The following is a 24,949-nucleotide window of genomic DNA, read 5'->3' as shown; positions in this document are numbered from 1 at the left end:
TCTAGACCTGTATCCGGGCCTTCGCCGCCGCCGCGTGTGACCTTCCTGCCTCAGAAGACTTGTCACCACGTCCCGTGAGCACCTCGGCCAGGAACTCGCCCGTATGGCTGCCGGGTGTCTTCGCAATCTGTTCGGGGGTACCCGTCGCCAAGATGCTTCCGCCGCCCGAGCCGCCTTCGGGGCCCAAGTCAATCACCCAGTCCGCGCTCCGAATGACATCGAGATTGTGCTCAATGGTGATGACGGTGTTGCCCTTGTCAACCAGGCCGTTGAGCACGAGCAGCAGCTTCCGCACGTCTTCAAAGTGCAGGCCGGTGGTCGGTTCATCCAGCACGTAAATGGTTCGGCCATTTGAACGCTTTTGGAGTTCGGTGGCCAGCTTTACTCGTTGCGCCTCACCTCCGGAAAGGGTGGTCGCGGCCTGCCCCAGGCGCACGTACCCCAGCCCGACATCGACGAGGGTCTTGAGATACCGATGGATGCTCGAAATAGGCTCAAAGAACTCCGACGCTTCTGCGATCGGCATCTCGAGCACCTCACTGATGTTCTTGCCCTTGTAGCGCACCTGCAGGGTTTCCCGGTTGTACCGTTTACCCCCACACACCTCGCAGGCCACGTATACATCGGGCAGGAAGTTCATCTCGATCTTCAGCGTGCCGTCGCCCGAGCAGGCCTCACACCTTCCACCCTTGACGTTAAAGCTGAATCGGCCGGCGAGGTACCCGCGAGTCTTTGCCTCGGGAGTATCTGCAAACAGATTGCGGATCTTATCGAACACCCCCGTATAGGTTGCGGGATTCGAGCGGGGGGTGCGGCCAATAGGTGCCTGATCGACGTGCACCACCTTGTCGAGATGCTCGATTCCGGTGATACGCGTGTGCTTACCGGGAACCGTCCGCGCCCCGTTGAGTTGCGAGGCGAGCACCCGGTACAGGATGTCGTTCACAAGCGTGGACTTTCCTGATCCACTCACGCCGGTCACCGCGGTCATGATGCCCAGCGGGAACGTCGCATCGACACCCTTCAGGTTGTTCGAACGAGCACCGATCACCTTCAGCTCTCGGCCCTTCTCGGGCTTCCTGCGCTTCCTGGGAGTCTCGATGGCTCGGCGGCCCACGAGATAGTCGGCCGTGATCGAGTCGGTGTTTTCAAGCAGGGACGCATAGTTGCCCGAGTGTACGACGGTGCCTCCCTCGACTCCGGCCCCGGGGCCAATATCGACCACCCAGTCGGCCGCCTCGATGGTCTCCTCGTCGTGCTCAACGACGATCAGCGTGTTGCCGAGATCTCGCAGCTTGATCAGGGTCTCGATGAGCCTGCGGTTGTCACGTTGATGCAGACCAATACTTGGCTCGTCGAGAACATACAGCACGCCCGTGAGCCCCGAGCCGATCTGCGTGGCGAGACGGATGCGCTGTGCCTCGCCGCCGGACAGGGTGCCCGCGGATCGCGCGAGCGTGAGATAGCCGAGCCCGACCTCAATGAGGAAGTTGAAGCGCAATCGAATCTCTCGAAGCACCTGCGCGGCGATCTTGGCCTCGCGCTCCGTGAGCACGACCTCGTTGAAGAAGCGCTGTGCGGAAGTGAGGCTGAACTCTCCCACCGCTGCGATTGACTCGCCGTTGACGGTCACCGCGAGCACCTCGGGTTTCAGGCGCTGGCCGTTGCAGGCGTGGCACGGCACCTCCCGCAAGAATTCCGACCACCTCTCGCGCCGACCGTCACTTTCGGCCTCCGCATACTGACGCTCGATGAAGGGGATCACGCCCTCAAACCCCGAGGTGTACTTGACCTCACGGCCGAAACGATTCTTCCACTTCACATTGACCGTGAAATCGTTGCCGTGAAGTACCGCTTCACGCACTTCCGCGGGCAAATCCTGCCACGGAGTCTTGAGATCGAAGTCAAGATCTTGCGAGAGCCCTCTGAGGAGTTTTTCGTAGTAGTTGTAGAGACTTTTTCCCTGACTTGTCCAGGGAACAATCACGCCTTCCGCGATGCTCAGCGACTCATCGCCCAGCACGAGTTCTTCATCGACCGACATGCTGGTACCAAGCCCCGAGCAGACCGGGCACGCACCGAAGGGTGCATTGAACGAGAACGTGCGGGGCTCGATCTCGGTGAGAGACACTGGATGTCGATTCGGGCAGCTAAGGTTCTCGGAGAATGTCTGACGCCGATCCTTGGCCCCTTCGTCAAGATCGACGAAGTCGATGGTCACGAGGCCGCTCGCGAGCTTCAGAGCCGTCTCCAAGGAATCGGTGAGCCGCCCCAGTCCATCCGGGCTCGCAACGAGGCGATCCACCACCACCGCAATGTCGTGCTTGACCTGCTTCTTCAACTTCGGGGGGTCTGACAACTGCACCACTGCACCGTCGACGATAGCGCGCGAATACCCAGTTGCCGCGAGCTCGTGAAACAGATCGACGAACTCGCCTTTCTTCTGGCTCACGACGGGTGCAAGCACTTGGTATCGCGTCCGGTCAGGAAGTTCCATCAGCGTGTCAGCGATCTGTTGCACTGTCTGTGCGCGAATCGGCTCGCCGCACTCGGCGCAGTGCGGAATGCCGATGCGAGCCCACAACAACCGCATGTAGTCATAGATTTCGGTGATCGTGCCGACAGTTGATCGCGGATTGCGGTTGGTCGACTTCTGGTCGATACTCACCGCCGGGCTCAGCCCCTCGATGAAGTCAACGTCAGGCCTGTCGACCTGCCCGAGAAATTGCCGAGCATACGCGGAAAGGCTCTCGACGTACCGCCGCTGACCCTCCGCAAAGATGGTGTCGAAGGCCATGCTTGACTTGCCCGAGCCCGAGAGCCCGGTGAATACCACGAGTGCATCCCTCGGAATCGTGAGGTCGACATCTCTCAGGTTGTGTACCCTCGCACCCTTCACGCTGATGTGCGCGTGGGTCTCGGGCGAGGGAATTGGGGCCTGGGCGGGGGTCACAGTCACTCCCCCATCTTACCGCCGCCACATCTGAGATTCGAACATATGTGCGATTTGTGGTTAGCGGTGCCCCGCGGCATCCATGCTCCGCAACTCCTTCTTCAGCTCGGCAACTTCATCGCGCAGCCTGGCCGCGAGTTCAAACTTGAGTTCTGCCGCCGCCGCGAGCATCTGCTCGGTGAGATCCGAAACCAACCCCTCGAGTTGCGCCGCGCCTTCGCCAGCGATGGCACCCGGCCGCGAAGAGGTTCGCCCCTTGACGCGAGGAGATACCCCGCCCTTTTTCTGCGCGTGTTGCGAGACGCGAGATGCGAGCACCGCCTCGGTATCGGCCGCCTCCCGATTCAGGAGTTCCGTGATGTCACCGATTTTCTTCCGCAATGGCTGCGGATCGACACCGTGCAGTGTGTTGTATGCGATCTGCTTTTCGCGTCGCCGATTCGTCTCATCGATGGCCTGCTGCATCGACCTGGTGACTCTGTCGGCGTACATGTGAACCTGGCCGGACACATTACGCGCCGCGCGACCAATCGTCTGAATCAACGAGGTGCTCGAGCGGAGGAATCCCTCCTTGTCGGCATCGAGAATCGACACGAGTGACACCTCCGGAAGATCGAGTCCCTCGCGGAGCAGGTTGATTCCGACGAGAACGTCATAGACTCCAGCGCGGAGTTCGGTGAGGAGCTCGACACGGCGAAGCGTGTCGACATCGCTGTGCAGGTATCGAACTCGCACTCCCGCTTCCTCCATAAAGGTGGTGAGTTGTTCCGCCATCTTCTTGGTGAGCGTCGTCACGAGCACTCGCTCATCGCGCTCCGCTCGGATCCGTACCTCCTCGAGGAGATCGTCGATTTGCCCCTCACTGGGTTTCACAATGATCTCCGGATCGATCAGGCCGGTCGGCCGGATGATTTGCTCGACAACGCCGTCCGCACGATCCAGTTCATAGGCCGCAGGCGTCGCCGAGAGGTAGACCGTCTGCCCCACTCGATCCTTGAATTCGCTAAATTTCAGTGGTCGGTTGTCGAGCGCGCTCGGGAGACGAAACCCGTGGTCCACGAGGGTTCGTTTGCGCGAAGCATCACCCTCGTACATCGCCCCGATCTGCGGAACTGTGACGTGTGACTCATCAATGACCATCAGGAAATCGTCAGGGAAATAATCGAGCAGGCAGTGCGGTGCCTCACCTGGCTGGCGGCCGTCGATGTGCCGAGAGTAGTTCTCAATGCCCGAACAGAAACCAATCTGCTCCATCATTTCCAGGTCAAATGTGGTGCGCATCCGCAGCCGCTGCTCTTCGACGAGTTTGTTCTGTTGCTTCAACTCGCGAGTACGAACCTCAAGTTCTTCCGAGATCGTGCCCATGGCACGGTTCATGACCTCACGGCTCGCCACATAGTGTGACCCTGGAAAGACCGACACCGTATCGACCTGCTTGATGACCTCCCCGGTCAGCGGGTGGAGGTAGTACAGCGCCTCGACCTCGTCACCAAAAAATTCGATACGAATCGCCAATTCCTCATACATCGGGATGATCTCGACCGTGTCGCCACGCACCCTGAAGTTGCCCCGTACGAACTCAATGTCGTTGCGCTGATACTGCATGTCAACGAAGCGACGCAGCAGCACATCTCGGTCAAGCCGATCGCCGACGACGAGCGGCACCATGGCCTCGTAGTATTCCTCTGGTTTGCCGAGGCCATAGATGCAGGACACCGTAGAAATCACGACCACATCGCGCCGACTGAGCAGTGCGTTCGTCGTCGAGTGTCGCAGCCGTTCGACCTCCGCGTTTACCGAGGAATCCTTCTCGATGAAGGTGTCGGTCTGCGGCACATAGGCCTCAGGTTGGTAGTAGTCGTAGTAGGAGACGAAGTACTCCACCGAATTGTTTGGCATGAGCTCGCGGAATTCGTTCGCGAGTTGAGCCGCCAGTGTCTTGTTGTGCGCGAGAATCAGCGTGGGCCGTTGTACTGCCTCGATGAGCCATGCTGTTGTTGCAGACTTTCCCGTGCCGGTTGCACCCAGCAAGACAACCTCAGTCTCGCCAGCGTTGATTCGCTTGGTGAGCTCTTCGATCGCCTGTGGCTGATCGCCGCTCGGCTCGTAGTCACTGACGACCTCAAAGGGTCGCACGCTGCGCGTCGGTTCCATGCTTCGAGGCTACTCCGCACCCCTGACAAAGTTGTTACTGATACCAAAAGCCTGGGCAGGCACGCGCGGAGATCAGCGCGGTTCGACTGGGGTCGATGGCCCGCAAGCTGCGCTCGCCAGCTTCAGCTGAACCAGAGCTTCAGTTCCCGCTCGGCCGAGAGCGAGGAGTCTGAACCGTGTACGAGGTTCTGCTGTACCTTCAAGCCCCAATCACGCCCAAGATCACCGCGAATGGTGCCGGGCAGGGCAACTGTCGGGTCGGTGGCACCCGCGAGAGCGCGGAAGCCCTCGATTACGCGATTACCTTCGGCGCGAATCGCCACGATCGGACCGGAGGACATGAATTCCAGCAACGGCTCGAAAAATGGCTTTCCCTCGTGCTCGGCATAGTGCTCCGCGAGCAGGGAACGGTCAGCGGTCACGAGTCGAATGTCGACGAGGCGGTAGCCCTTGGATTCAACGCGACGCAGAATTTCTCCGGTCAATCCGCGTGCCACGCCGTCGGGCTTCACCAAGATGAGGGTCTCTTCTGCTGACATGTTCTCTCCTGTGCTTCGCATCATTCACGTACCGGTCGGGCTTCGCCCTCGTCGAGTGTAGTCCCTTCGATCGAGGAGGGCACGTCGTACCTACTGTTGCTCGGCAAGCCAGGCCGCGCGATCTCGATCGATCCGCGCGCCTTTCACCATGCAGTAGACCCACAGGGCAGAAAAAATGATCCCGACGATTAACGCCATGGGCAGTACGAGTGCGCTGAGCAGCATCAACACATGCACTGCCCACCCGATCCAGATTCCGATCTTGCCTCTGCGCATCGTCGCAAGGGCAACAATTATCACCACGCAGAGTCCGATGCCGCCGTAGATGCCGAGCTCGCGCGGCTCGGTGATGCCGAGGCCGAACACTGTCATGCCGATGAGGAAGACGACGATGAGCTCAAACCCGAGCACGATCGAGGCGAGTGCACGTTGGGTGCGCGCACCACCATCGGAGCCAGAAGTGGCACCGGAGACTCGCATTGCCGCGTCGTGGGCGAAACTCTCTGACGGCGAGAGCGTCAGTTCTGGTTCTTCTGGGTCGCGCGGCGAGGGCGATCCGGCACTCATGCGACGGCCCACCCCTCGGAACGAGCGAAGGCGATTGCCTCGCCAGCGAGCAATACCGAACCGACGACCAGAACCGCCCGGCCCTCGCCCCTACTTGCCCAGGCACGTGCCACGTCAAGTGCCTCGGGAAGCGACTCGGTCACGCTGACCGGGAGCTCGCTGAGCGCGTGGATACCGAGTGCGGCGAGTTCATCGGCGGTCGCTGTTCGTTCGGAATCAACCGGGGTCAGGTATACGGCATCGGCAAGAGGCGCCAGTGCCGCCAAGACTCCCGTGGCATCTTTCTCTGCCATGACACCGACCACGAGTGCAAGTTCGTTGAACGCGAACGACTCAGTGACGGCGCGTGCCAACGCCTCAGCCCCGTGTGGATTGTGTGCTGCATCGACATAGACAACGGGATCAGTGCCGATGAGCTGCAGACGCCCGGGCGAGGTGAGCTGCGCAAGCCCCTCCTCGAAGACCGACTCTGGTATTGGCCGTTCCCCGCCGAAGAAGCCCTCGACTGCGGCGACCGCGACCGCGACGTTCTCAGCCTGGTAGCTCCCATAGAGCGGTACGAATGTCGACTGGTACAGGTGCCCGGTGATCCCGCGCACGTCAATCTGCCGACCGCCAACAGCAAGCCGGTCTTCGACAAGGTCGAAATCAAGTCCAGCACTCAGCAACTTTGCGTCTCGCTCATCGGCTGTCAAGCGCAGTTCGCCGGCTGCATCTTCGTGCTGGCGGGCCGAGACAACGAGCGTGCCCTGCTTGATAATTCCCGACTTCGTATGTGCGATCTCCGCGATCGTGTGGCCGAGAATCGAGGTGTGATCGAGATCGATCGGTGTGAACACCGCGACCTGCGCGTCGGCAATGTTGGTGGCATCCCACTCCCCGCCCATTCCAACCTCAACAACCGCGACCTCGACTGGGGCATCCGCAAAGGCCAGGAACGCGAGCACTGCAAGAGCCTCGAAGAAGGTAATGGGACCTTGACCCGCGTCGGTGAGCTCACGATCTACCACTGCAAGTGGGAGCTGGAGGTCGGCCCAGGCAGACCCGAGTGCTTCGTCACGAATCGGCTCGCCATCGATCTGAAAGCGCTCGGTGAAATCCACGAGGTGGGGGCTCGTGAACAGCCCCGTCCGGAGGCCGTGCGCGCGCAGCAGAGACTCGACCGCCCGACTCGTCGAGGTCTTTCCGTTCGTACCAGCGATCTGGATCACCGGAAAAGACAATTGCGGTGAGCCTGCGAGTTCTGCGAGGCGCCGGGCCGGCTCGATTCGGGGGCGGGGGGTCGCCTCGCCTACCCGTTCCAACAATGCCTCGTAGACACTCGCGGCACTTGGGTTCAGACTCATTCTGCACTCGTTTCTGATGCGTCAACGGTAATGATCAGCGGGGCCTTTTCCGCGCCCAAGGCCGCAGCGCTGCTGACAAACACGACGTTGTCGATAACCCGGTCGGGCGCAGCCGCCAGCTCTTCCATCTCTTCCGTGGGTTGCACCGCGAAACCGACAGCCAGAGTCTCGGCAGCGATGAGGCCGCCGTGGAGTTGTAGGGCCGCGGCGTATTCGGGGGCAGCGTTCAGCGCGAGCACGATCCGATCGCTCACCTCGAGTCCGGCATTCTTTCGAGCCTCTTGCACCGCGCGGATCGCATCTCGAGCGATGCCCTCCGCCTCCAGTTCGGGACTGGTCTCCGTGCGTAGCAGCACGAAGCCTCCGCCTGGCAGGAGCCCCAGCACATCTCGATCGTGCGATCCGTCACCCACCGAGTTGGTCAGCTCGTACTCGCCAGGCTGCAGCGCTACCCCTCCGGCGGTCACGACACCGTCAGACTCACTCCAGTTCCCACTCTTGGCTCCGGCGATCGCTTGCTGCACGCTCTTCCCGATGCGCGGTCCGGCGGCCCGCGCGTTGACAGTGAGCTGCTGCACAATGCCATGCTCCTCAGCGCTGTCGTCTTTCAGCCGCTTCAACTTGACCCTCTTGACGTTGAGTTCCTCTCGCAGAATCTCAGCGAATGGCTTGAGCGCCTTTTTCCGCGCGGTCACTACCGTCAGCTTCTTCAGAGGCAATCGCACGCGAAGGCGACGAGACTTTCGAAGCGACAGCGCCTGCGAGGTGATCTGTCGGATCTCGTCCATCGCACCGACCAACTCTTCGTCTGCCGGAAACGCGTCCGCCTTCGGCCAGTCGGTCAGGTGCACGGAGCGGCCCCCGGTGAGTCCGCGCCACATCTCCTCGGCGACCAGCGGCATCATCGGGGCCGCGACTCGCGTCACTGTTTCCAGCACGGTGAAGAGAGTGTCGAACGCCTGACGGTTGACCTCGTCCCCGTTCTCTCCACTGGTTCCGGCCCAGAACCGATCCCGCGAGCGACGCACGTACCAGTTGGTGAGCACCTCGGCAAAATCCCTCAGCGATTCAGCCGCAGATGTGGTGTCAAGCGCCTCAAGGTGCGCGCCAACATCTCGCACGAGCGCACCGGTTTTCGCCAAGATATACCGATCCAGTGGATCGCGTGAGTCCGTGCGCCACCGCCCCTCGAGCCCGTCGGCGTTGGCATACAGGCTGAAGAAGTACCAGGTGCTCCAGAGCGGCAGGATGAATTGTCGCACCCCCTCCCGGATCCCCTCTTCCGTCACGATCAGGTTGCCCCCACGGACGACTGGCGATGCCATGAGGAACCATCTCATCGCATCCGACCCGTCACGTTCGAACACCTCGTTGACATCGGGGTAGTTCTGCAGACTCTTCGACATTTTGTTGCCGTCGGAGCCAAGCACAATCCCGTGGCTGATGACGTTCGTGAACGCCGGCCGGTCAAACAGCGCGGTGGCCAGCACGTGCATGACGTAGAACCACCCGCGAGTCTGCCCGATGTATTCGACGATGAAGTCGGCGGGCTGGTGTGTGTCGAACCAGTCCTGATTCTCAAATGGGTAGTGTGCCTGCGCAAAGGGCATCGAGCCCGAATCGAACCACACATCGAACACGTCCTCGATGCGCCGCATCGTGGACTGCCCCGTGGGATCGTCGGGGTTCGGGCGGGTCAGTTCGTCGATGTAGGGTCGGTGCAGATCCACTTCACCCTCTGCGCCACGCGGGAGGCGGCCGAAGTCGGCCTCGATTTCGGCGAGCGAACCATAGACGTCGATTCGTGGGTAGTCGGGATTGTCGCTCTTCCACACCGGGATCGGGCTGCCCCAGTAGCGGTTGCGGCTCACTGACCAGTCCCTCGCGCCCTCAAGCCACTTCCCAAACTGCCCGTGCTTGACATTCGCGGGCACCCAGTTGATCTCTTCGTTGACCTCGAGCATGCGCTCTTTGAGTTCGGTAACGCGAACGAACCAACTCGAGACGGCCTTGTAGATCAAGGGGTTTCGACAGCGCCAGCAATGAGGGTACGCGTGCTCGTAGCTCGCCTCACGGATCAGACGGCCCTGCTCGCGGATCAGGCGGATGAGGGGTCGGTTTGCGTCAAACCACAACTCCCCGGCGACATCGGAAACTGCCGAGATGAAGCGGCCTCCGTCGTCCAAACTGACGATCGTCGGCATGCCAGCAGCCGAGGCGATGCGCATGTCATCCTCGCCGTAGGCCGGCGACTGGTGGACGATGCCCGTACCGTCGGTGGTCGTGACGTAACCGTCGACCAGGATGCGCCAGCATTGCTCGGTGTTCCACACCTCCGCGTCTGCGAAGTAGTCGAACAGTCGCGCATACGAAACATCGGCGAGTTCGCTGCCGAGTATGGTGCGCAGCGATGCGCCACGTGCCTCATCTGCCGACTCGTAGCCGAGCTCCTTTGCGTGTGCTCCGACGAGGTCGGCTGCGAGCATGTAGGTGGCCGATGCCGCACTCGCCCCATCTGCAGCACCGAGAGGCCCCTCGGGCACCACCGCATAGGCAATCTCGGGGCCGACCGCGAGTGCCACGTTGGTCGGCAGCGTCCAGGGTGTCGTGGTCCAGGCCAGCGCCCGCACCCCGTCGAGCCCCAGTGCCGCCGCCCGCTCGCCAACCAAAGGAAAACTCACCGTCACTGACGGATCTTGACGCATCTGGTACACGTCATCGTCCATGCGCAACTCGTGGTTCGAGAGCGGGGTCTCGTCACGCCAGCAGTACGGCAGAACGCGATGACCCTCATAGGCCAGCCCCTTGTCATACAACTGCTTGAACGCCCAGAGCACGCTCTCCATGAAATCGAGATTCAGTGTCTTGTAGTCATTCTCAAAGTCGACCCAGCGCGCTTGACGGGTGACGTACTCTTCCCACTCCTTCGTATAGAAGAGCACCGACTCGCGCGCCTTGGCATTGAACGCAGCGATGCCCATCGCCTCGATCTCGCTCTTCTCGGTGATGCCCAATTGCTTCATTACCTCAAGCTCGGCGGGCAACCCGTGAGTGTCCCACCCAAACCGGCGCTCGACTTTCTGGCCCCGCATGGTCTGGAATCGCGGAAACACATCCTTCGCATACCCGGTCAGGAGGTGACCGTAGTGCGGCAGGCCGTTTGCGAACGGCGGACCGTCATTGAATACCCACTCCGACGCGTGCGCTCTCTGCCTAATCGACTCACGAAACGTGTCGTCCGCCTGCCAGAAGGCCAACACCCGTTCTTCAATTTCGGGAAACGACGGGGAGGGCTTCACGCCGAACGCGGAGCCTGTCATCTTTGCGGCATGCTTCGGGCCGTTTTCGGTGCTCGCACTGTGTGCGTCGGTCGACTGCTGGGGGTAGGGCATGGGTTCCTCGCTGCGGCTCTCATCGTGCGGTTGCCCACTCTCCACTCCTCGCGCCACGTTATGTGATGCGAGGGGGGTGAATCGTGGAAAAACTGCCGGGACGAGGCTGCCAGCCCGAAAGCTTCGCAATCCCGCGGTACCACCCTGCTTGTCGCGATCCGCGCTCTTATTCCAGCGCTGAACTCGACCACTTCATTCGGCTGTAACGGGCCACCCGTTCGGTTCTACTAGGCACCCGGGGGTGCCGTTCTTCCGAAGACTCCCCGGTGATAGCCGGATCCTCGCATTTGCCTTAATACTACCCGGTGCGAACCTGAATCAACGGTCTGTGCGTCGAGGGCTTTAGCCCGATCGCGAGCACGTCGACAGGTAAGCTTGATTCGACCCCCTTTCAGGCACCAGAGCCTTCCATTGAACCCAGTGGATCGCGCCTCACGGCGCAGCTCGCAGACACGGTGCCGCCTATAGCGAAACCGGAGCAGACGCATGAGTGCGATCCCAGATAAGCCCCAACTCGAAGGCCTGGAAGCCAAGTGGGGGGCCGCGTGGGAGAGTTCCGGAACCTACCGTTTCGATCGCACGGGCGCGTCAAGCGACGAGGTGTTCAGCATCGACACTCCCCCGCCCACCGCCTCTGGATCACTTCACGTGGGTCACGTATTCAGCTACACCCACACTGACACCGTCGCTCGTTTTCAGCGCATGCGTGGCAAGCGCGTGTTCTATCCGATGGGATGGGACGATAACGGACTCCCCACTGAGCGCCGCGTGCAGAATTACTACGGCGTGCGCTGCGACCCGTCTCTCCCCTACGCTGCCGACTTCACCCCACCGCACGAGGGTGGGGATGGAAAGAGCATTAAGGCTGCGGATCAGCAGCCCATCTCGCGTCGAAACTTCATCGAACTCTGCGAGCGACTGACCGTCGAAGACGAACAGCAGTTCGAGGATCTCTGGCGCACACTGGGGCTCTCGGTTGACTGGTCACAGACCTACCGTACGATCGCCGACGACTCCCTTCGCGCATCTCAACTGGCATTTATCTGCAATGTGCAACGAGGTGAGGCGTACCAGGCGCAGGCACCAACGCTGTGGGATGTCACGTTCCGCACCGCGGTGGCCCAGGCTGAGCTCGAGGATCGGGATCAGCCCGGCGCCTATCACACGATCGCGTTTCATCGCACTGACGGCGGCGGCGATATCTTCATCGACACGACCAGGCCCGAGCTCCTTGCCGCGTGCGTCGCACTCGTTGCCCACCCCGATGACGAGCGTTTTCAGCCCCTCTTCGGCTCCACCGTGCGCACCCCGCTCTTCGATGTCGAAGTCCCGATCCTCGCCCACCACCTCGCCCAGAAAGACAAGGGCACCGGTATCGCGATGATCTGCACGTTTGGCGACGTCACAGACGTCATTTGGTGGCGCGAGCTGCAACTTCCGAGCAGAAGCATCTTGGGTTTCGACGGTCGCGTGCTCGCAGATGCGCCGGAGATCATTACGAGCGAAGCCGGGCGCGCAGCGTTCGCGGAGATCGCCGGGAAGACGGTGTTCAGCGCCAAGCAGACCATGGTCGAACTCTTGCAAGCCTCTGGCGAGATGACCGGAGAGATCCGTAAGATCACACACCCGGTGAAATTCTTTGAGAAGGGTGACCGACCTCTCGAGATCGTGTCGACTCGCCAGTGGTACATCAAGAACGGGGCGCACGATTCCGACCTGCGCGAGCGTCTTCTTGCACACGGCCGCGAGCTGCAGTGGCACCCCGAGTTCATGCGCGTGCGCTACGAAAACTGGGTGGAAGGGCTCTCTGGCGACTGGCTGATCTCACGTCAACGCTTTTTCGGGGTACCGATTCCGGTGTGGTATCCACTCGACGCAGACGGCAACCCTCTGTTCGAGGAGCCGATCCTCCCCAGCGAGGCCCAGCTTCCGGTCGACCCCTCAATCGACGTGCCTCCCGGATTCGAGGAGTCACAACGTGGCATGCCTGGCGGCTTCATCGGGGAAGTCGATGTCATGGATACCTGGGCGACCTCATCGCTCACGCCGCAGCTCGCGGGCGGGTGGCAACGAGACCAGGAGCTCTTCGACCTGGTGTTCCCCTTCAGTCTTCGGCCACAGGGCCAAGACATCATTCGTACTTGGCTCTTCAGCACCCTGCTGCGCAGCGAGCTTGAGACCGGTCAGCTTCCGTGGCAGCACGCGGGCATTTCCGGGTGGATCCTCGACCCGGATCGCAAGAAGATGTCAAAGTCGAAGGGCAACGTCGTCACCCCTGCGGGCATGCTGGAGCAGCACGGCAGCGATGCGGTGCGCTACTGGGCCGCCTCGGCAAAGCTCGGAACGGACGCGGCGTTCGACCCGCAGAACCCCACGCAGATCAAGATCGGTCGTCGACTGGCGATCAAGCTGCTCAACGCGGCAAAGTTCACGCTGGGCTTTGACGACAGTGCTGCGGGAACGGTCACGGAGCCGATCGACCGCGCGATGCTTGCCGGGATGGAACGCGTCATCGAGGAGGCAACTCGAGCGTTTGAAAACTACGATCATGCCCGGGCGCTCGAGGTCGCCGAGTCGTACTTCTGGACATTCTGCGACGATTATCTCGAGCTCGTGAAGGAGCGCGCGCACGGTGGCAGTGGGCAGGAGCAGGCCTCGGCAGTCACGGCCCTGCGTGCGGCACTTTCCGTGTTCGTGCGGCTCTTCGCCCCGTTCATTCCCTTCGCGACAGAGGAAACCTGGTCGTGGTTCAACACGGGCTCGGTGCACACCTCTCCTTGGCCAGTCACCGACGAGGTGATGAGTCTCGCGGGCGCAGATGCTGATCCCGGCCTCCTCCCGCTCGTGGGCGGAGCGCTCGTGGGAATCCGCGGCGCGAAGACCGCGGCCAAGGCCTCCCAGAAGACGATGGTTGACCTGGCTGTCGTGCAGGCCTCCGGTGGGGATGCCCCGCGTCTGCGACTCGCCGCTGCCGACCTCGCAGCGGTTGGCAGAATCTCCGAGTTGCGGATCGAAGCAGCCGAGGTCTCTGCAGTCACCGTGTCCGAGATTCACCTGGCCGAGCAGTCAGAGTCGTAGGCATCGATCATGCAACTTGGATCACGCTGGCGGGTGGGTGACCCACCCCACCCGAGCGTGCCACGGGAGCTTCACGAGACGATAGCTGAGCAGGAGGCACGGCACCCGGGTGCCAACGCGTGGACGCTGACGTGGCTCGAGGGGCGGCCACGATGTGCCCTCGACGAGCTGGTATTGGTCGAACTCGATCCGACCGGGGCGGCTCGCGTCACAGGTTTACAATCCTGGGACAGCGTCGCTTCTGTCTCTGATGAGGCCACCGATTCAAACGACTGGTTGAGCGAATGAGGGAGTGGAAATGATGCGCACAGGAGTTTCGTTCGCCGGACGCGCGCTGGCAAGCGTGAGCGCACTGCTGCTCGCGCTGAGCCTGGCCGGGTGCGCTCCCGAGTCCACCGAAATCGCGGGCCAGCCCGAAAAGGGATCTGAGACGGTAAACCCTGAGAGCAGTTGGAGCCAACCCACGGACGACTTCGACCCCGCAGTCAAGACGACCGAGCTCCCAGACACCTTCCCCCGCGAGCAGTTTCCACTGCCGGCCCAGGCAGTCATTGATGATGCTGGAACCCGAAGCGAGTCAGCATGGTTCGTCGTGCTCCGCGCAGCGGATGCAACCGAGGCCGCGGTGTTCTGGTCCGAGATCGTGGCACTTGGCGGTTTCACCGAGTCTGACGCTTCGGAAACCCCCGAGGGCGGGAGGGCGGCAACGCTTTCGAGTGCCGCGCTGTCAGTGGTCGCCGTCACTATCCCGCAAGACGAGGGTGCGGTGCTGCTGAGCTTCGACGTGAGTCGCACTACAGGCTAAGCGCTGCGCTCCTCGGCCGCGCCGGCACTCTGGAGCACCCGGGGATCGGCTTCGCCGAGCACCGATTCGCGCGTCACGATGACCTTAGTGATCTCGCCGTTCGACGGAACATCAAACATGACCGGACCAAGTACACCCTCGAGGATTGCACGAAGGCCGCGGGCTCCTGTCTTGCGCTCTACGGCAAGCTCAGCAATTGAAGCCAAGGCCGCCTCTTCGAATTCAAGGCCTACGCCGTCGAGCTCGAACATGCGTTGGTACTGCTTCACCAGGGCGTTGCGCGGTTCAGACAGAATACGCACCAGGGCATCTGCATCAAGCGGATCGACCGTCGCGATGACGGGTAGGCGCCCAATGAACTCGGGGATGAGGCCGAACTTGTGCAGGTCTTCGGGTTGCACCTGTGCGAGTAACTCAGCTTCATTACGCTTGCTCGCCATCGGGGCCCCAAACCCGATACCACCCTTGCCGAGGCGAGCAGCGATGATGTCTTCGAGACCTGAGAAGGCACCGGCGACAATGAACAGAACGTTGGTGGTATCGAGCTGAATGAACTCTTGGTTTGGGTGTTTCCGACCACCCTGAGGCGGTATTGATGCGACCGTGCCCTCAAGAATCTTGAGCAGAGCCTGCTGCACACCCTCACCAGAGACATCGCGGGTAATCGACGGATTCTCTGCTTTGCGCGTGATCTTGTCGACCTCGTCGATGTAGATGATGCCTGTCTCTGCCCGCTGCACGTCAAAATCAGCGGCCTGCAGCAGCTTCAGCAGAATGTTCTCAACGTCTTCACCGACGTATCCGGCTTCGGTGAGTGCCGTAGCGTCGGCGACGGCGAATGGCACGTTGAGCTGTCGAGCCAACGACTGGGCCAGGTAGGTCTTACCGCACCCGGTCGGTCCGAGCATCAGGATGTTCGACTTGGCGATCTCGACCTGTTCGGAGGCGGCTTCCGCACTTGAGAGCGACTTCAACGCACGAACGCGCTTGTAATGGTTATACACCGCGACCGCAAGCGACTGTTTGGCTCGGTCTTGACCGATGACATACTGATCAAGGAAATCCGCGATCTCGCGAGGCTTATGCAGCACAAACTCGGTCGACTCGTCGACGGAGTTTTCAGCCATGCGCTCTTCGATGATCTCATTACACAGACCAACGCACTCGTCACAGATGTAAATCTGAGGTCCTGCAATGAGCTGCTGGACCTGTTTCTGTGACTTGCCACAAAACGAGCACTTCAGCAGGTCGCTGCTTTCACCGATTTTCGCCATGCGCGGTTCCCCTTCTGCAAGTCACCCCGGTACCACCGAGCCTAGCTGGCCCAACTGACAATCTCGGCCACGGCACGCCGCCCCGAAGTCGGGTCCGTCCGGGAACCGACTTCGGGGCGGCGTCACACTGCGGCTACTTATTGATGACCGGCTGCGGATTCTTCCGACTGGTCAGCACCTGATCGACTAGTCCATACTCCAGCGCTTCCTGCGCGCTGAGAATCTTGTCTCGGTCAATGTCGCGATTCACCTGTTCAGGCGTACGCTTCGAGTGTTTCGAGAGCGTCTCTTCAAGCCACTCTCGCATGCGCAAGATTTCGCGTGCCTGAATCTCGATATCCGAGGCCTGACCGTGCCCTGACTGTCCCGTCGACGGCTGGTGGATCAGCACCCGGGCGTTGGGCAGCGCGAGGCGCTTGCCGGGTGAACCGCCGGCGAGGAGGACGGCTGCGGCGGAGGCGGCCTGGCCGAGGCAGACCGTTTGTACGTGCGGTCGAATGTACTGCATCGTGTCGTAGATGGCGGTCATCGCGGTGAACGATCCACCCGGTGAGTTGATGTACATCGTGATGTCGCGCTCGGGATCTTGACTCTCGAGCACAAGCAGCTGGGCCATCACGTCGTCTGCCGACGCATCATCGACCTGCACACCGAGGAATATGATGCGGTCTTCAAACAACTTCGCGTACGGATCTTGTCGCTTGTAACCGTAGGCAGTGCGCTCTTCGAACGTGGGGAGCACGTATCGTGCGCTCGGGGAGTGAATGGCCTCGCCACCCAACTGCGGCATGTGCGGGTAAACCATCTGATCGCTCACTTCCCACTCTCCTGCTTGCCAGTACCGCCGCCACCGATGACATCGCTCGCGGAATCGCGGATGTAATCGACGAAGCCATACTCCAGCGCCTCTTGCGCATTGAACCAGCGGTCTCGGTCACCATCCGCGTTGATCTGCTCGACCGTCTTGCCGGTCTGCGCTGCGGTGATCTCAGCGAGTCGATTCTTCATCGACGTGATCAACTGAGCCTGCGTCTGAATGTCGCTGGCGGTGCCACCGAACCCACCGTGTGGCTGATGCAGCAGCACCCGGGCGTTCGGAGTGATGTAGCGCTTGCCCTTCGTGCCCGCGGTCAGGAGGAACTGGCCCATTGATGCGGCCATGCCGATCCCCACCGTAACAATGTCATTCGGGACGAAACTCATCGTGTCGTAGATGGCCATGCCGGCCGTGATGGATCCGCCGGGCGAATTGATGTAGAGGTAAATGTCCGACTCGGAGTCCTCTGCCGCAAGCAGGAGGATTTTCGCGCAAATCTCGTTCGCGTTGTCGTCACGCACCTCACTGCCCAGCCAAATGATGCGGTCTTTCAGCAGTCGCTCGAACACGCTGTTCGGCGGCATGTTTTCTGCCATGCGGCGCTCCTTCGATTGGTACCTGTAATGAGGCTACCGATTTGCGGATGGTTGTGCGGCCGTGTTCGCCCTGGGCACACCGCCCGCCATCTGCATGGCCGGAGCGCAAGAGAATCCCCGCCTCCTCAGAGACAGGGATTCTCAGTGCGACGGTGAAGCCGAGGTGACGAAGATTACTCCGCGTCGTCTGCCTTCTTGGCGGCGGGCTTCTTCGCGGCAGGCTTCTTGGCAGCGGGCTTCTCGCTGTCGGTCTCATCAGCCTCAACCGACTCGACGGCTTCTGCGGCCTCTGCCTCCTCCACGATTTCCTCGGCCTCGTCGATGACCTCGGCTACGGCTTCGTCATCCACAGCAGTGAATTCGCTCAGGTCAACTACGTTGCCGTCTTGGTCAACAACCTTCGCCTTGGAGAGCGCGATCGCGAGCGCCTTGTTGCGAGTTACCTCTCCGACGATGACCCCCATCTGACCACCCTGGCCGAGCGCCTGGAGGAACTGCGACGGGTCCATGCCGTACTGCTGAGCAGACTGGAAGATGTACTGTGAGAGCTCGTTCTGGGTCGGAACGACCTTCTCTGCCTCAGCGATAGCGTCGAGCAACAGCTGGAGCTGGATCTGCTTTGCAGCCGAAACCTGAACTTCGGCGCGATGCTCGTCATCTTCGAGTCGATCCTCGCCCTCAAGGTGACGGTGCACCTCTTCCTCGACCAGCTCTTCCGATGCTGGAATCTTTGCCTTCTCGATCAGTGTCTCGGTGAACAGGTCGCGCGCCTGACGGCCCTGCGCGAAGACGGCTGCCTGCTTCGCCTGCTCGGCGAGGCTCTCGCGCAGCTCATCGATCGTGTCAAACTCACTTGCGAGCTGAGCAAAATCATCGTCGGCAGCAGCGAGCTCTCGCTCCTTCACTGCGGTGACCGTGACCTCGACCTCTGCGTCGCGTCCCTCGTGCTCGCCGCCCAGAAGCTGCGATGTAAAGGTGGTGGACTCGCCTGCCGTCAGGGTCTCAACGGCCTCATCGAGCCCCTGCAGCATATTGCCGGCACCGACCTCGTACGAGACGCCCGTTGCCTGATCCACATCATCACCATCGACACGAGCCACCAGGTCAAGTTCGACGAAGTCGCCGGTCGTAGCGGGACGATCGACAGTCACCAGGTTGCCGAAACGCTCGCGCAGCTTGGTGAGCTCGTTCTCGACAGCGTCCTCGCCAATTTCGGCGTTGTCGACGGTGATCTTGAGACCGTCGTACTTGGGCAGCTTGAACTCTGGGCGAGCCTCAACCTCGAACGCAAGCACAATCTCGCTCGCTGGATCCTTGACGTCAAGCCACTGCTCAACATCAGCGGTGGGCCGACCCATCGGACGCGTATCGGTTTCGGCAAGCGCGACCTGGTAGAACTCGTCGAGCGAAGAGTTGACGGCCTGCTCGACCACTGCCTCACGGCCCATGCGCTGATCGATGATGGGCGCAGGCACGTGGCCCTTGCGGAAACCAGGAATTGACACCTGCTCGGAAATCGTCTGGTAAGCCTGCTTCAGGTGCGGCTCGAGTTCGTCGATCGTGATCGCGACGGTCAGCTTGACCCGTGTCGGGGTGAGCTTCTCAGCATTCGTCTTCGGCAATTTGGCCTCTCAGTGTCGATTTTCGCGGGTGTTGCACGTGCGGCGAACCGCTGCACTCGTGTCGGGGCGACAGGATTCGAACCTGCGACCTCCCGCTCCCAAAGCGGGCGCTCTAGCCAAGCTGAGCTACGCCCCGTACTGCCCTGTCGGGCGAAAAGAACCACTCGGATCCCTGAAACCCCCCTGACATCAGTCAAGGGGCTTCCGAGGGGATGACGGGAATCGAACCCGCGTAATCAGTTTGGAAGACTGAGGCTCTACCATTGAGCTACATCCCCGAGAGCTTGCGCACTTTGAAGCATGCAAACGCACCCGCACTAGTCTAGTACATCTCCGACCCCCCAAATGCGCAGGGTGCGAAGAAGCCCCCACCAATTCGGTGGGGGCTTCGGGCGCTCCCCCGGCTGGGCTCGAACCAGCGACATCCTGATTAACAGTCAAGCGCTCTGCCAACTGAGCTACAGGGGATCATTGCCTTGGGCAACATCGTTTAGCTTATCAAATCGCCAATTCGGCCCGCAAATCGGCCCGCCAAATTCCCGTGAGTCCCCCGGATTCGCGCGGTCTATTCCTCGGCAACTTCGTCGTACGCCGTCGCGCGCAGGGCTTGGGCGAGCTGCAATACGTACCCGTGGTCGGCATCACGAAAGATCTCATTGATGTCGCCGGTACCCACCTGTCGACCCTGTTGGAGCACCAGAACATCCTGCACGAGTGCCTCGAGCACGCCAATGTCGTGACTTACCAGCACCATGGTTGCGCCGCTCTTCTCCCGATACCAGGTGAGCAGGTCGACGATCCGGGGCCGATTGTTTGCGTCAACGCCGAGTGTGGGTTCGTCTGCGAAATAGACCGTGGGATCGAGCATGAGCGAGCGAATCACTGCCACCAGCTGTCGCTGTCCCTTGGACAACTCGAAGGGAAACTCCTGCAGTTTGCTGAGCGGCAGACCCACCAGATCCATCATTTCGGCGACAACCTGACCGAGTTGCTCCCGATCGAACCTCTTCGTTCTTTCCGCGATGGGCTGAAAGAGAATGTCTCCGACGTTGAGGTCGGGGGGTAGTGTGGCACCGGCATCTTGCGCGAGGTGACCTGCATACGCCGTCAAGCGAGTTGCGGCGCGGCGCGTGAGCCGGCGCATTGGGACATCGAGCACCGAGGCTTCACCCCCGGCGACCTGCACTCGAGATCCCTTCGCCATCCCGTCGTCTCCGCGCCCAGCGAGAAATTTTGTCAGCGTGGTCTTCCCTGATCCACTCTCACCCAGGATCGCAAATACACCGCCCCGGGCGACCTCGAAGGTGATGCCTTCGACGGCTTGAAACGCCTTGGCGCCGCCGTGTGCCGGATAGGCCAGCGAAAGATCAGACACTGAAATCGATGGATCTGCCTCAGGATGCGGTTCAACCATGCGTCCGATCCTATTCGTTTCGCAGCGCGCGTCTGGCCGACTCGAGTGCGGCGAGCTGCTCTTGGATGCGGCGAAAGCCGGGGTCGAGCGAGTCGCCAATGCGCTGGAGCCGTGCCACCAATTCTGCCTTGAGCGCAAGCAAGTCCCGATCCAGCAGTGCAGCGACGACCTCTCGGGCATACACTCCCACAAGCGACTGATTCTTGTGCGGCATCGGGGCCATCGCGAGTTCTCTCACAAGTCCGCGCAGGGGCTCCGGTGCCGCCAAAGCGACGCGATCCAGCCAACCTTCCTGCCCGAGCGACCCGATTTCGGTTGCGATGGCATCTCGTACCGCGCGCAGTGCCGGCGTGAAGATCTCAGCTGTCACCGCTTGGGCCATGAGGTCGGCCCCGACCGCATCACCGTACTGCAGCATCGCCATCAGCGCGTCTCTTTCGAGCCTGGCCGCGGGTGTTGTCGGCAAGCTCAGCAAAGAGAACCGAGGCTGCGGGGCGCTGACTCGCTCGCTGGTGCCCGGTTCAGGCGGCAGTGGCGAATCGAATCGGCTTCCGTGGGCCGAATCTTGTCGCCCTGCGCGCCCTCGCCCGCCCACCGGAGCCTGAGTCGAAGCTGCGTGCGCTCGAACGGACCGCTGCACCTCCGCCAGCTCAATTCCGAGCATCCGGGAGAGTTCTCGAGTGTACGCAGGACGCAGACCGGGATCCTTGATGTCCCCGAGGATCGGTGCCGCGGCTCGCAGCGCTGACACTCTCCCCTCGACCGTATTCAGATCAAAGCGCGAAATCGCTTGCTTCAGCGCGAACTGAAACAGCGGAACCTTGCGCTCGAAGATTTCACGAACGGCCTCATCGCCCCGGTGAAGTCTCAGGTCTGCGGGGTCGAGCCCTTCGGGAGCCACCGCGACGTAAGTTTGGGCGCTGAAGAGCTTTTCGTCGCTGAACGCGCGAAGGGCCGCCTTCTGCCCGGCCTCGTCGGGATCAAACGTGAAGATGACCTCGGCGGCCGGGTCGTCGCCCATGATGCGGCGCAGCACCGCGATGTGTTCCTTGCCAAAGGCCGTTCCGCAGGTCGCGACCGCAGCCTCCACGCCAGCCAGATGGCACGCCATGACATCGGTATATCCCTCGACCACAACCACGCGTTTCCCGCGTGCCACCGCTCGCTTCGCGAGATCAAGCCCATAGAGCACACGCGACTTGTGGTAAACCGGTGTCTCGGGCGTGTTGAGGTACTTCGGGCCGTTGTCATCGTCGTAGAGCTTCCGCGCGCCAAACCCGACCGTCTGACCACTTGTGTCTCGAATTGGCCACACGATACGCCCGCGGAACCTGTCGTAACTCCCCCGTTGTCCTTCGGAAAGCAGGCCGGCCTGCAGCAACTCCTGCTGCGTGTGGCCGAGCCCGGCGAGGTGATCAGAGAGTCCGCTCCACCCCTTGGGGGCATACCCGACGCCAAAGCGTTCACAGGCGGTGGCGTCAAACCCGCGAGAACTGAGAAACTCGCGCGCCGTTTCGGCCTCATTGCTGGCTAACTGTGCGGTGAAGAATGCCGCGGCCGCCTGGTTCGCGGCGAGCAGTCGCGCACGCGCCGGACCCTCGTCGCGCCGTTCGCCTCCCTCTTCATATGTCAGAACGAAGTGGATCCGAGCGGCAAGCCGCTCGACGGCTTCCGTGAAGGTGAGATGATCCATATTGCGCAGGAAGCTGATGGCATCGCCAGACTCCCCGCAGCCAAAGCAGTGGTAGTAACCGAGGCTCGGACGCACATGGAAGCTCGGGCTGCGCTCGTCATGAAATGGGCACAGGCCCTTCATTGAATCAATGCCGCCAGGCTTCAGCGCCACGTAGTCGCCGACCACGTCGGCAAGATTGGTGCGGCGCTTCACCTCTTCGATGTCGCTCGCTCGAATACGCCCTGCCATGATTGCCGAGTGTATCGCGATCTGGCTGGCATCAGACGAGCGGAACGTCGCAGAGGCGACGGTACCAGGCGATCGCCGACTGGTCAGTGAGCGATGCCACCTGATCGACCACGGCTCGCCGCGCAGTCGACTCGTCGGGAGCCGCCCGATAGTCTTCCGCGAACGCGGCATCGAGCTCGTTGGGCCCTGCGTCCCACAAGGTCTGGGTGAGCTCAAGAAGAAGTTCACGCTGCCGGCGATAGGTTGGCTGCCGGCGACCACTCTCCATCACAAAGGCGGCCACAATCCCCTTGAGTACCGCGATTTCTGCACGAATTTCTCGCGGCACGACGATGTCAGCGCCGTAGCGAGCGAGCGGCTCACCCCCGGCCTCGGCGAGGGTGTCGCGGATCGCTGCTCCAGCGAAGCGCCCAATCATGTCACTCGTAAAGTTCTTGAGCCTCGCCTGATCTGTCCGGGTTCCCTCCCAACTCGTGAGCCAGGTGTCAGCACACGCGATCCGATCGAACGCCTGGGCCAGTTCATCATCAGAATAGGTTCCGTTTGACCACCGGGCGACGGCACGAATCAGGCTCTCGTGGCCCGACTTCGAGGTGAGGATCTCTGGGTCGATGTACTCTCCCACCACGGCATCTTCAAAGTCGTGCACGGAATAGGCAATGTCATCAGAAAGATCCATAGCCTGCGCTTCCACGCACTTGCGTCGAGCCGGCGCACCACTCCGCATCCATTCGAAGATGGGCGAGTCGTCAATAAAGTAGCCAAACTTGGCGCTTCCGACTGAGGCCTCCTGCAGTGACCAGGGGTACTTACAGCTCGCGTCAAGGGTTGCTCGGGTCAGGTTGAGACCCACGCTCCGTCCGGCGGAATCAAACCGCTTGGGTTCGAGCCTTGTCAAGATACGCAGCGTTTGGGCGTTGCCCTCGAAACCACCAAAATCAGCCATCCACTGGTTGAGTGCCCGTTCGCCGTTGTGGCCAAACGGGGGGTGCCCCAGGTCGTGTGCGAGGCAGGCGGTGTCAACGACGTCTTGGGCGAGACCTAAGGAAACGGCAAGCTCACGCCCAATCTGCGCGACCTCTAGCGAGTGCGTCAGGCGGTTCCGCGCAAAATCAATGCCAGCAGTGGGGCTGAGCACCTGCGTCTTGGCTGCCAGCCGCCTCCAACCGCTCGAGTGCAGAACCCTAGCGCGGTCACGCGCGAAACTCGTGCGGTGCCCACCATGCTGCTCAGGAACAAATCGCTCTTCGTCGAGGGCACCGTACCCGTCAACCACCGGAGTCGTCCCGTTCGGCCTCAGCGAGCTCACCAAAATCGATGTGCTCGCTGGTGCGGTTCTCGAGCCAGCCATGCGGAAGCACGGGCCTCTTGGGGCTTCCCGCTCTCCCCCGCGGACCCTCTGCACCTTCGCCAGGGTAGGGCAGTTCCGCATCCATCGTGCCAAAGATCTCATCCATCTGCGCGAGAGACTCCACCATTGACAAGGAGCGCCGGGTATCGCCACCGACCCCGTAGCCCTTGAAGTACCAGGCCACATGCTTGCGAATGTCGCGACATGCCCGACCCTCGTCATCGAAGAAATCCACCAGCAACTCGGTGTGCCGACGCATCGCACTCATGACGGTACCCAATGGAGGCTTCGCGGTGAGGCGCGCCGCTTCCTCGGCGGTCATCTCACCTGCCTCCGCTTTGAAGGCCGCTGCGAGATCGCCGAAGAGCCACGGGCGACCGAGGCACCCGCGCCCCACCACGACACCATCGCACCCCGTCTCGCGCACCATCCGAATGGCATCATCTGCCGACCAGATATCGCCGTTACCGAGAATTGGCACGCTCGTGATGGTCTGTTTGAGCGTGGCGATCGCCCCCCAATCCGCCTGCCCGGAGTAGAACTCACTTGCGGTGCGACCGTGCAGCGCAATTGCAGCAACTCCCGCACCCTCGGCAGCTCGCGCGGCCTCGAGATAGGTGAGGTGTTCAGGATCAATTCCCGTGCGCATCTTTACGGTAAGCGGCAGGTCGCCCGCCGCTTTCACCGCTTGCTCAACAATGGCGCGAAACAGATCCAACTTCCACGGGAGTGCGGATCCACCGCCCTTGCGTGTGACCTTGGGCACGGGGCACCCGAAGTTCAGATCGATGTGATCAGCGCGATCCTCATCGACGAGAAAGCGCACGGCCTCGGCAACGGTCTTCGGATCGACCCCGTAGAGCTGAATCGAACGCGGAGTCTCGCTCTCGTGGTGAGTAATCAGGCGCAGAGATTCGGGGGTGCGTTCAACCAGCGCACGACTCGTAATCATTTCACTCACATAGAGTCCGGCACCATGCTCGCGACACAGGCGGCGAAACGCCGTGTTCGTGATTCCTGCCATCGGAGCGAGCACGACGGGCACGTCAAGTTCAAGCGGGCCGATGCGCAGACGACGGCCGGAGGGTGCTGCTGGTGTGGGCATCAGACCATTCTC

At 61.5% G+C, this 24,949-nt stretch carries 16 protein-coding genes, 3 tRNA genes and 1 pseudogene; 3 read left to right on the top strand and 17 right to left on the bottom strand.

The window, feature by feature from the left end; translation table 11 throughout:
- Position 1 precedes the first annotated feature (1 nt).
- From uvrA to ileS, 6 genes are all read right to left on the bottom strand, one after another.
- The gene (uvrA, locus tag ACTNFK_RS06860; RefSeq protein WP_435935765.1) at positions 2–2,959 is read right to left on the bottom strand and encodes an excinuclease ABC subunit UvrA; all 2,958 of its coding nucleotides are present in this window, start codon (positions 2,957–2,959) and stop codon (positions 2–4) included.
- A gap of 54 nt (positions 2,960–3,013) precedes the next feature.
- Entirely contained in the window at positions 3,014–5,107 is a 2,094-nt protein-coding gene (gene uvrB, locus ACTNFK_RS06855) for an excinuclease ABC subunit UvrB (protein ID WP_435935766.1), read from the bottom strand.
- A gap of 122 nt (positions 5,108–5,229) precedes the next feature.
- Complete coding sequence (gene ndk, locus ACTNFK_RS06850) at positions 5,230–5,646, bottom strand: nucleoside-diphosphate kinase (protein WP_435935767.1); 417 nt, start codon at positions 5,644–5,646, stop codon at positions 5,230–5,232.
- Positions 5,647–5,736: 90 nt separating this feature from the next.
- Entirely contained in the window at positions 5,737–6,213 is a 477-nt protein-coding gene (locus tag ACTNFK_RS06845; protein ID WP_435935768.1) for a DUF4233 domain-containing protein, read from the bottom strand.
- Positions 6,210–7,559, bottom strand: coding sequence for a bifunctional folylpolyglutamate synthase/dihydrofolate synthase (locus ACTNFK_RS06840; RefSeq protein WP_435935769.1), 1,350 nt, complete (start codon positions 7,557–7,559; stop codon positions 6,210–6,212). Before ACTNFK_RS06840 ends, ACTNFK_RS06845 begins: the two co-directional genes overlap by 4 nt.
- A complete protein-coding gene (gene ileS, locus ACTNFK_RS06835; RefSeq protein ID WP_435935770.1) occupies positions 7,556–10,951 on the bottom strand; it encodes an isoleucine--tRNA ligase in 3,396 nt (1,131 codons plus the stop codon). Before ileS ends, ACTNFK_RS06840 begins: the two co-directional genes overlap by 4 nt.
- A gap of 486 nt (positions 10,952–11,437) precedes the next feature.
- On the opposite strand from ileS, the gene valS reads away from it, so the two are divergent.
- The 3 genes from valS to ACTNFK_RS06820 are packed head-to-tail and all read left to right on the top strand — an operon-like array spanning position 11,438 to position 14,834.
- Positions 11,438–14,029: a valine--tRNA ligase gene (gene valS, locus ACTNFK_RS06830; RefSeq protein ID WP_435935771.1), complete on the top strand. Its 2,592-nt coding sequence runs from the start codon at positions 11,438–11,440 to the stop codon at positions 14,027–14,029.
- A gap of 9 nt (positions 14,030–14,038) precedes the next feature.
- Complete coding sequence (locus ACTNFK_RS06825) at positions 14,039–14,317, top strand: Fe-S oxidoreductase (RefSeq protein ID WP_435935772.1); 279 nt, start codon at positions 14,039–14,041, stop codon at positions 14,315–14,317.
- Between the two features lie 10 nt (positions 14,318–14,327).
- Positions 14,328–14,834, top strand: coding sequence for a hypothetical protein (locus tag ACTNFK_RS06820; protein ID WP_435935773.1), 507 nt, complete (start codon positions 14,328–14,330; stop codon positions 14,832–14,834).
- On the opposite strand, the gene clpX is transcribed toward ACTNFK_RS06820, so the two are convergent.
- The 11 genes and pseudogenes from clpX to dusB form a co-directional block, all read right to left on the bottom strand.
- Positions 14,831–16,108: an ATP-dependent Clp protease ATP-binding subunit ClpX gene (gene clpX / locus ACTNFK_RS06815; RefSeq protein WP_435935774.1), complete on the bottom strand. Its 1,278-nt coding sequence runs from the start codon at positions 16,106–16,108 to the stop codon at positions 14,831–14,833. The two genes, ACTNFK_RS06820 and clpX, sit on opposite strands and share 4 nt — an antisense overlap.
- Positions 16,109–16,241: 133 nt before the next feature.
- Positions 16,242–16,913 (bottom strand): ATP-dependent Clp protease proteolytic subunit, encoded by a 672-nt coding sequence (locus ACTNFK_RS06810; protein ID WP_435935987.1) that lies wholly within the window; start codon positions 16,911–16,913, stop codon positions 16,242–16,244.
- An 8-nt stretch (positions 16,914–16,921) separates the two neighbouring features.
- Positions 16,922–17,536 (bottom strand): annotated as a pseudogene (locus ACTNFK_RS06805) (ATP-dependent Clp protease proteolytic subunit); the annotation flags it as partial.
- A 158-nt stretch (positions 17,537–17,694) separates the two neighbouring features.
- Positions 17,695–19,143 carry a trigger factor gene (gene tig, locus ACTNFK_RS06800; RefSeq protein WP_435935775.1) on the bottom strand — a complete coding sequence of 483 codons (1,449 nt, stop codon included), beginning with the start codon at positions 19,141–19,143 and terminating at the stop codon, positions 17,695–17,697.
- Positions 19,144–19,204: 61 nt separating this feature from the next.
- A tRNA-Pro gene (locus ACTNFK_RS06795) sits at positions 19,205–19,279 on the bottom strand.
- A 71-nt stretch (positions 19,280–19,350) separates the two neighbouring features.
- Positions 19,351–19,421: transfer RNA gene (locus tag ACTNFK_RS06790), tRNA-Gly, on the bottom strand.
- Between the two features lie 117 nt (positions 19,422–19,538).
- A tRNA-Asn gene (locus tag ACTNFK_RS06785) sits at positions 19,539–19,611 on the bottom strand.
- A 97-nt stretch (positions 19,612–19,708) separates the two neighbouring features.
- Positions 19,709–20,557, bottom strand: coding sequence for an ABC transporter ATP-binding protein (locus tag ACTNFK_RS06780; RefSeq protein WP_435935776.1), 849 nt, complete (start codon positions 20,555–20,557; stop codon positions 19,709–19,711).
- Positions 20,558–20,567: 10 nt separating this feature from the next.
- The gene (gene dnaG, locus ACTNFK_RS06775; RefSeq protein ID WP_435935777.1) at positions 20,568–22,481 is read right to left on the bottom strand and encodes a DNA primase; all 1,914 of its coding nucleotides are present in this window, start codon (positions 22,479–22,481) and stop codon (positions 20,568–20,570) included.
- Positions 22,482–22,512: 31 nt separating this feature from the next.
- Positions 22,513–23,757: a deoxyguanosinetriphosphate triphosphohydrolase gene (locus tag ACTNFK_RS06770; RefSeq protein ID WP_433647125.1), complete on the bottom strand. Its 1,245-nt coding sequence runs from the start codon at positions 23,755–23,757 to the stop codon at positions 22,513–22,515.
- On the bottom strand, positions 23,750–24,937 hold the full coding sequence (gene dusB, locus ACTNFK_RS06765) for a tRNA dihydrouridine synthase DusB (RefSeq protein ID WP_433647124.1): 1,188 nt from the start codon (positions 24,935–24,937) through the stop codon (positions 23,750–23,752). The genes ACTNFK_RS06770 and dusB overlap by 8 nt, the downstream gene beginning before the upstream one ends.
- Positions 24,938–24,949: the final 12 nt, after the last annotated feature.

Source organism: Leucobacter fengyongliangi (genome assembly GCF_052386045.1).
The sequence above is the reverse complement of the archived record's forward strand: the minus strand, read 5'-3'. Positions and strand labels throughout refer to the sequence as shown.

Coding starts and splice junctions, on each gene's coding strand:
- ACTNFK_RS06845 (WP_435935768.1), bottom strand. CDS start 6,213: ATGAGTGCCGGATCGCCCTCGCCGCGCGACCCAGAAGAACCAGAACTG.
- ACTNFK_RS06820 (WP_435935773.1), top strand. CDS start 14,328: ATGATGCGCACAGGAGTTTCGTTCGCCGGACGCGCGCTGGCAAGCGTG.
- ACTNFK_RS06840 (WP_435935769.1), bottom strand. CDS start 7,559: ATGAGTCTGAACCCAAGTGCCGCGAGTGTCTACGAGGCATTGTTGGAA.
- ileS (WP_435935770.1), bottom strand. CDS start 10,951: ATGCCCTACCCCCAGCAGTCGACCGACGCACACAGTGCGAGCACCGAA.
- ndk (WP_435935767.1), bottom strand. CDS start 5,646: ATGTCAGCAGAAGAGACCCTCATCTTGGTGAAGCCCGACGGCGTGGCA.
- ACTNFK_RS06780 (WP_435935776.1), bottom strand. CDS start 20,557: ATGGTTGAACCGCATCCTGAGGCAGATCCATCGATTTCAGTGTCTGAT.
- dnaG (WP_435935777.1), bottom strand. CDS start 22,481: ATGGCAGGGCGTATTCGAGCGAGCGACATCGAAGAGGTGAAGCGCCGC.
- valS (WP_435935771.1), top strand. CDS start 11,438: ATGAGTGCGATCCCAGATAAGCCCCAACTCGAAGGCCTGGAAGCCAAG.
- ACTNFK_RS06825 (WP_435935772.1), top strand. CDS start 14,039: ATGCAACTTGGATCACGCTGGCGGGTGGGTGACCCACCCCACCCGAGC.
- uvrB (WP_435935766.1), bottom strand. CDS start 5,107: ATGGAACCGACGCGCAGCGTGCGACCCTTTGAGGTCGTCAGTGACTAC.
- dusB (WP_433647124.1), bottom strand. CDS start 24,937: ATGCCCACACCAGCAGCACCCTCCGGCCGTCGTCTGCGCATCGGCCCG.
- ACTNFK_RS06810 (WP_435935987.1), bottom strand. CDS start 16,913: ATGGTTTACCCGCACATGCCGCAGTTGGGTGGCGAGGCCATTCACTCC.
- clpX (WP_435935774.1), bottom strand. CDS start 16,108: ATGGCGAAAATCGGTGAAAGCAGCGACCTGCTGAAGTGCTCGTTTTGT.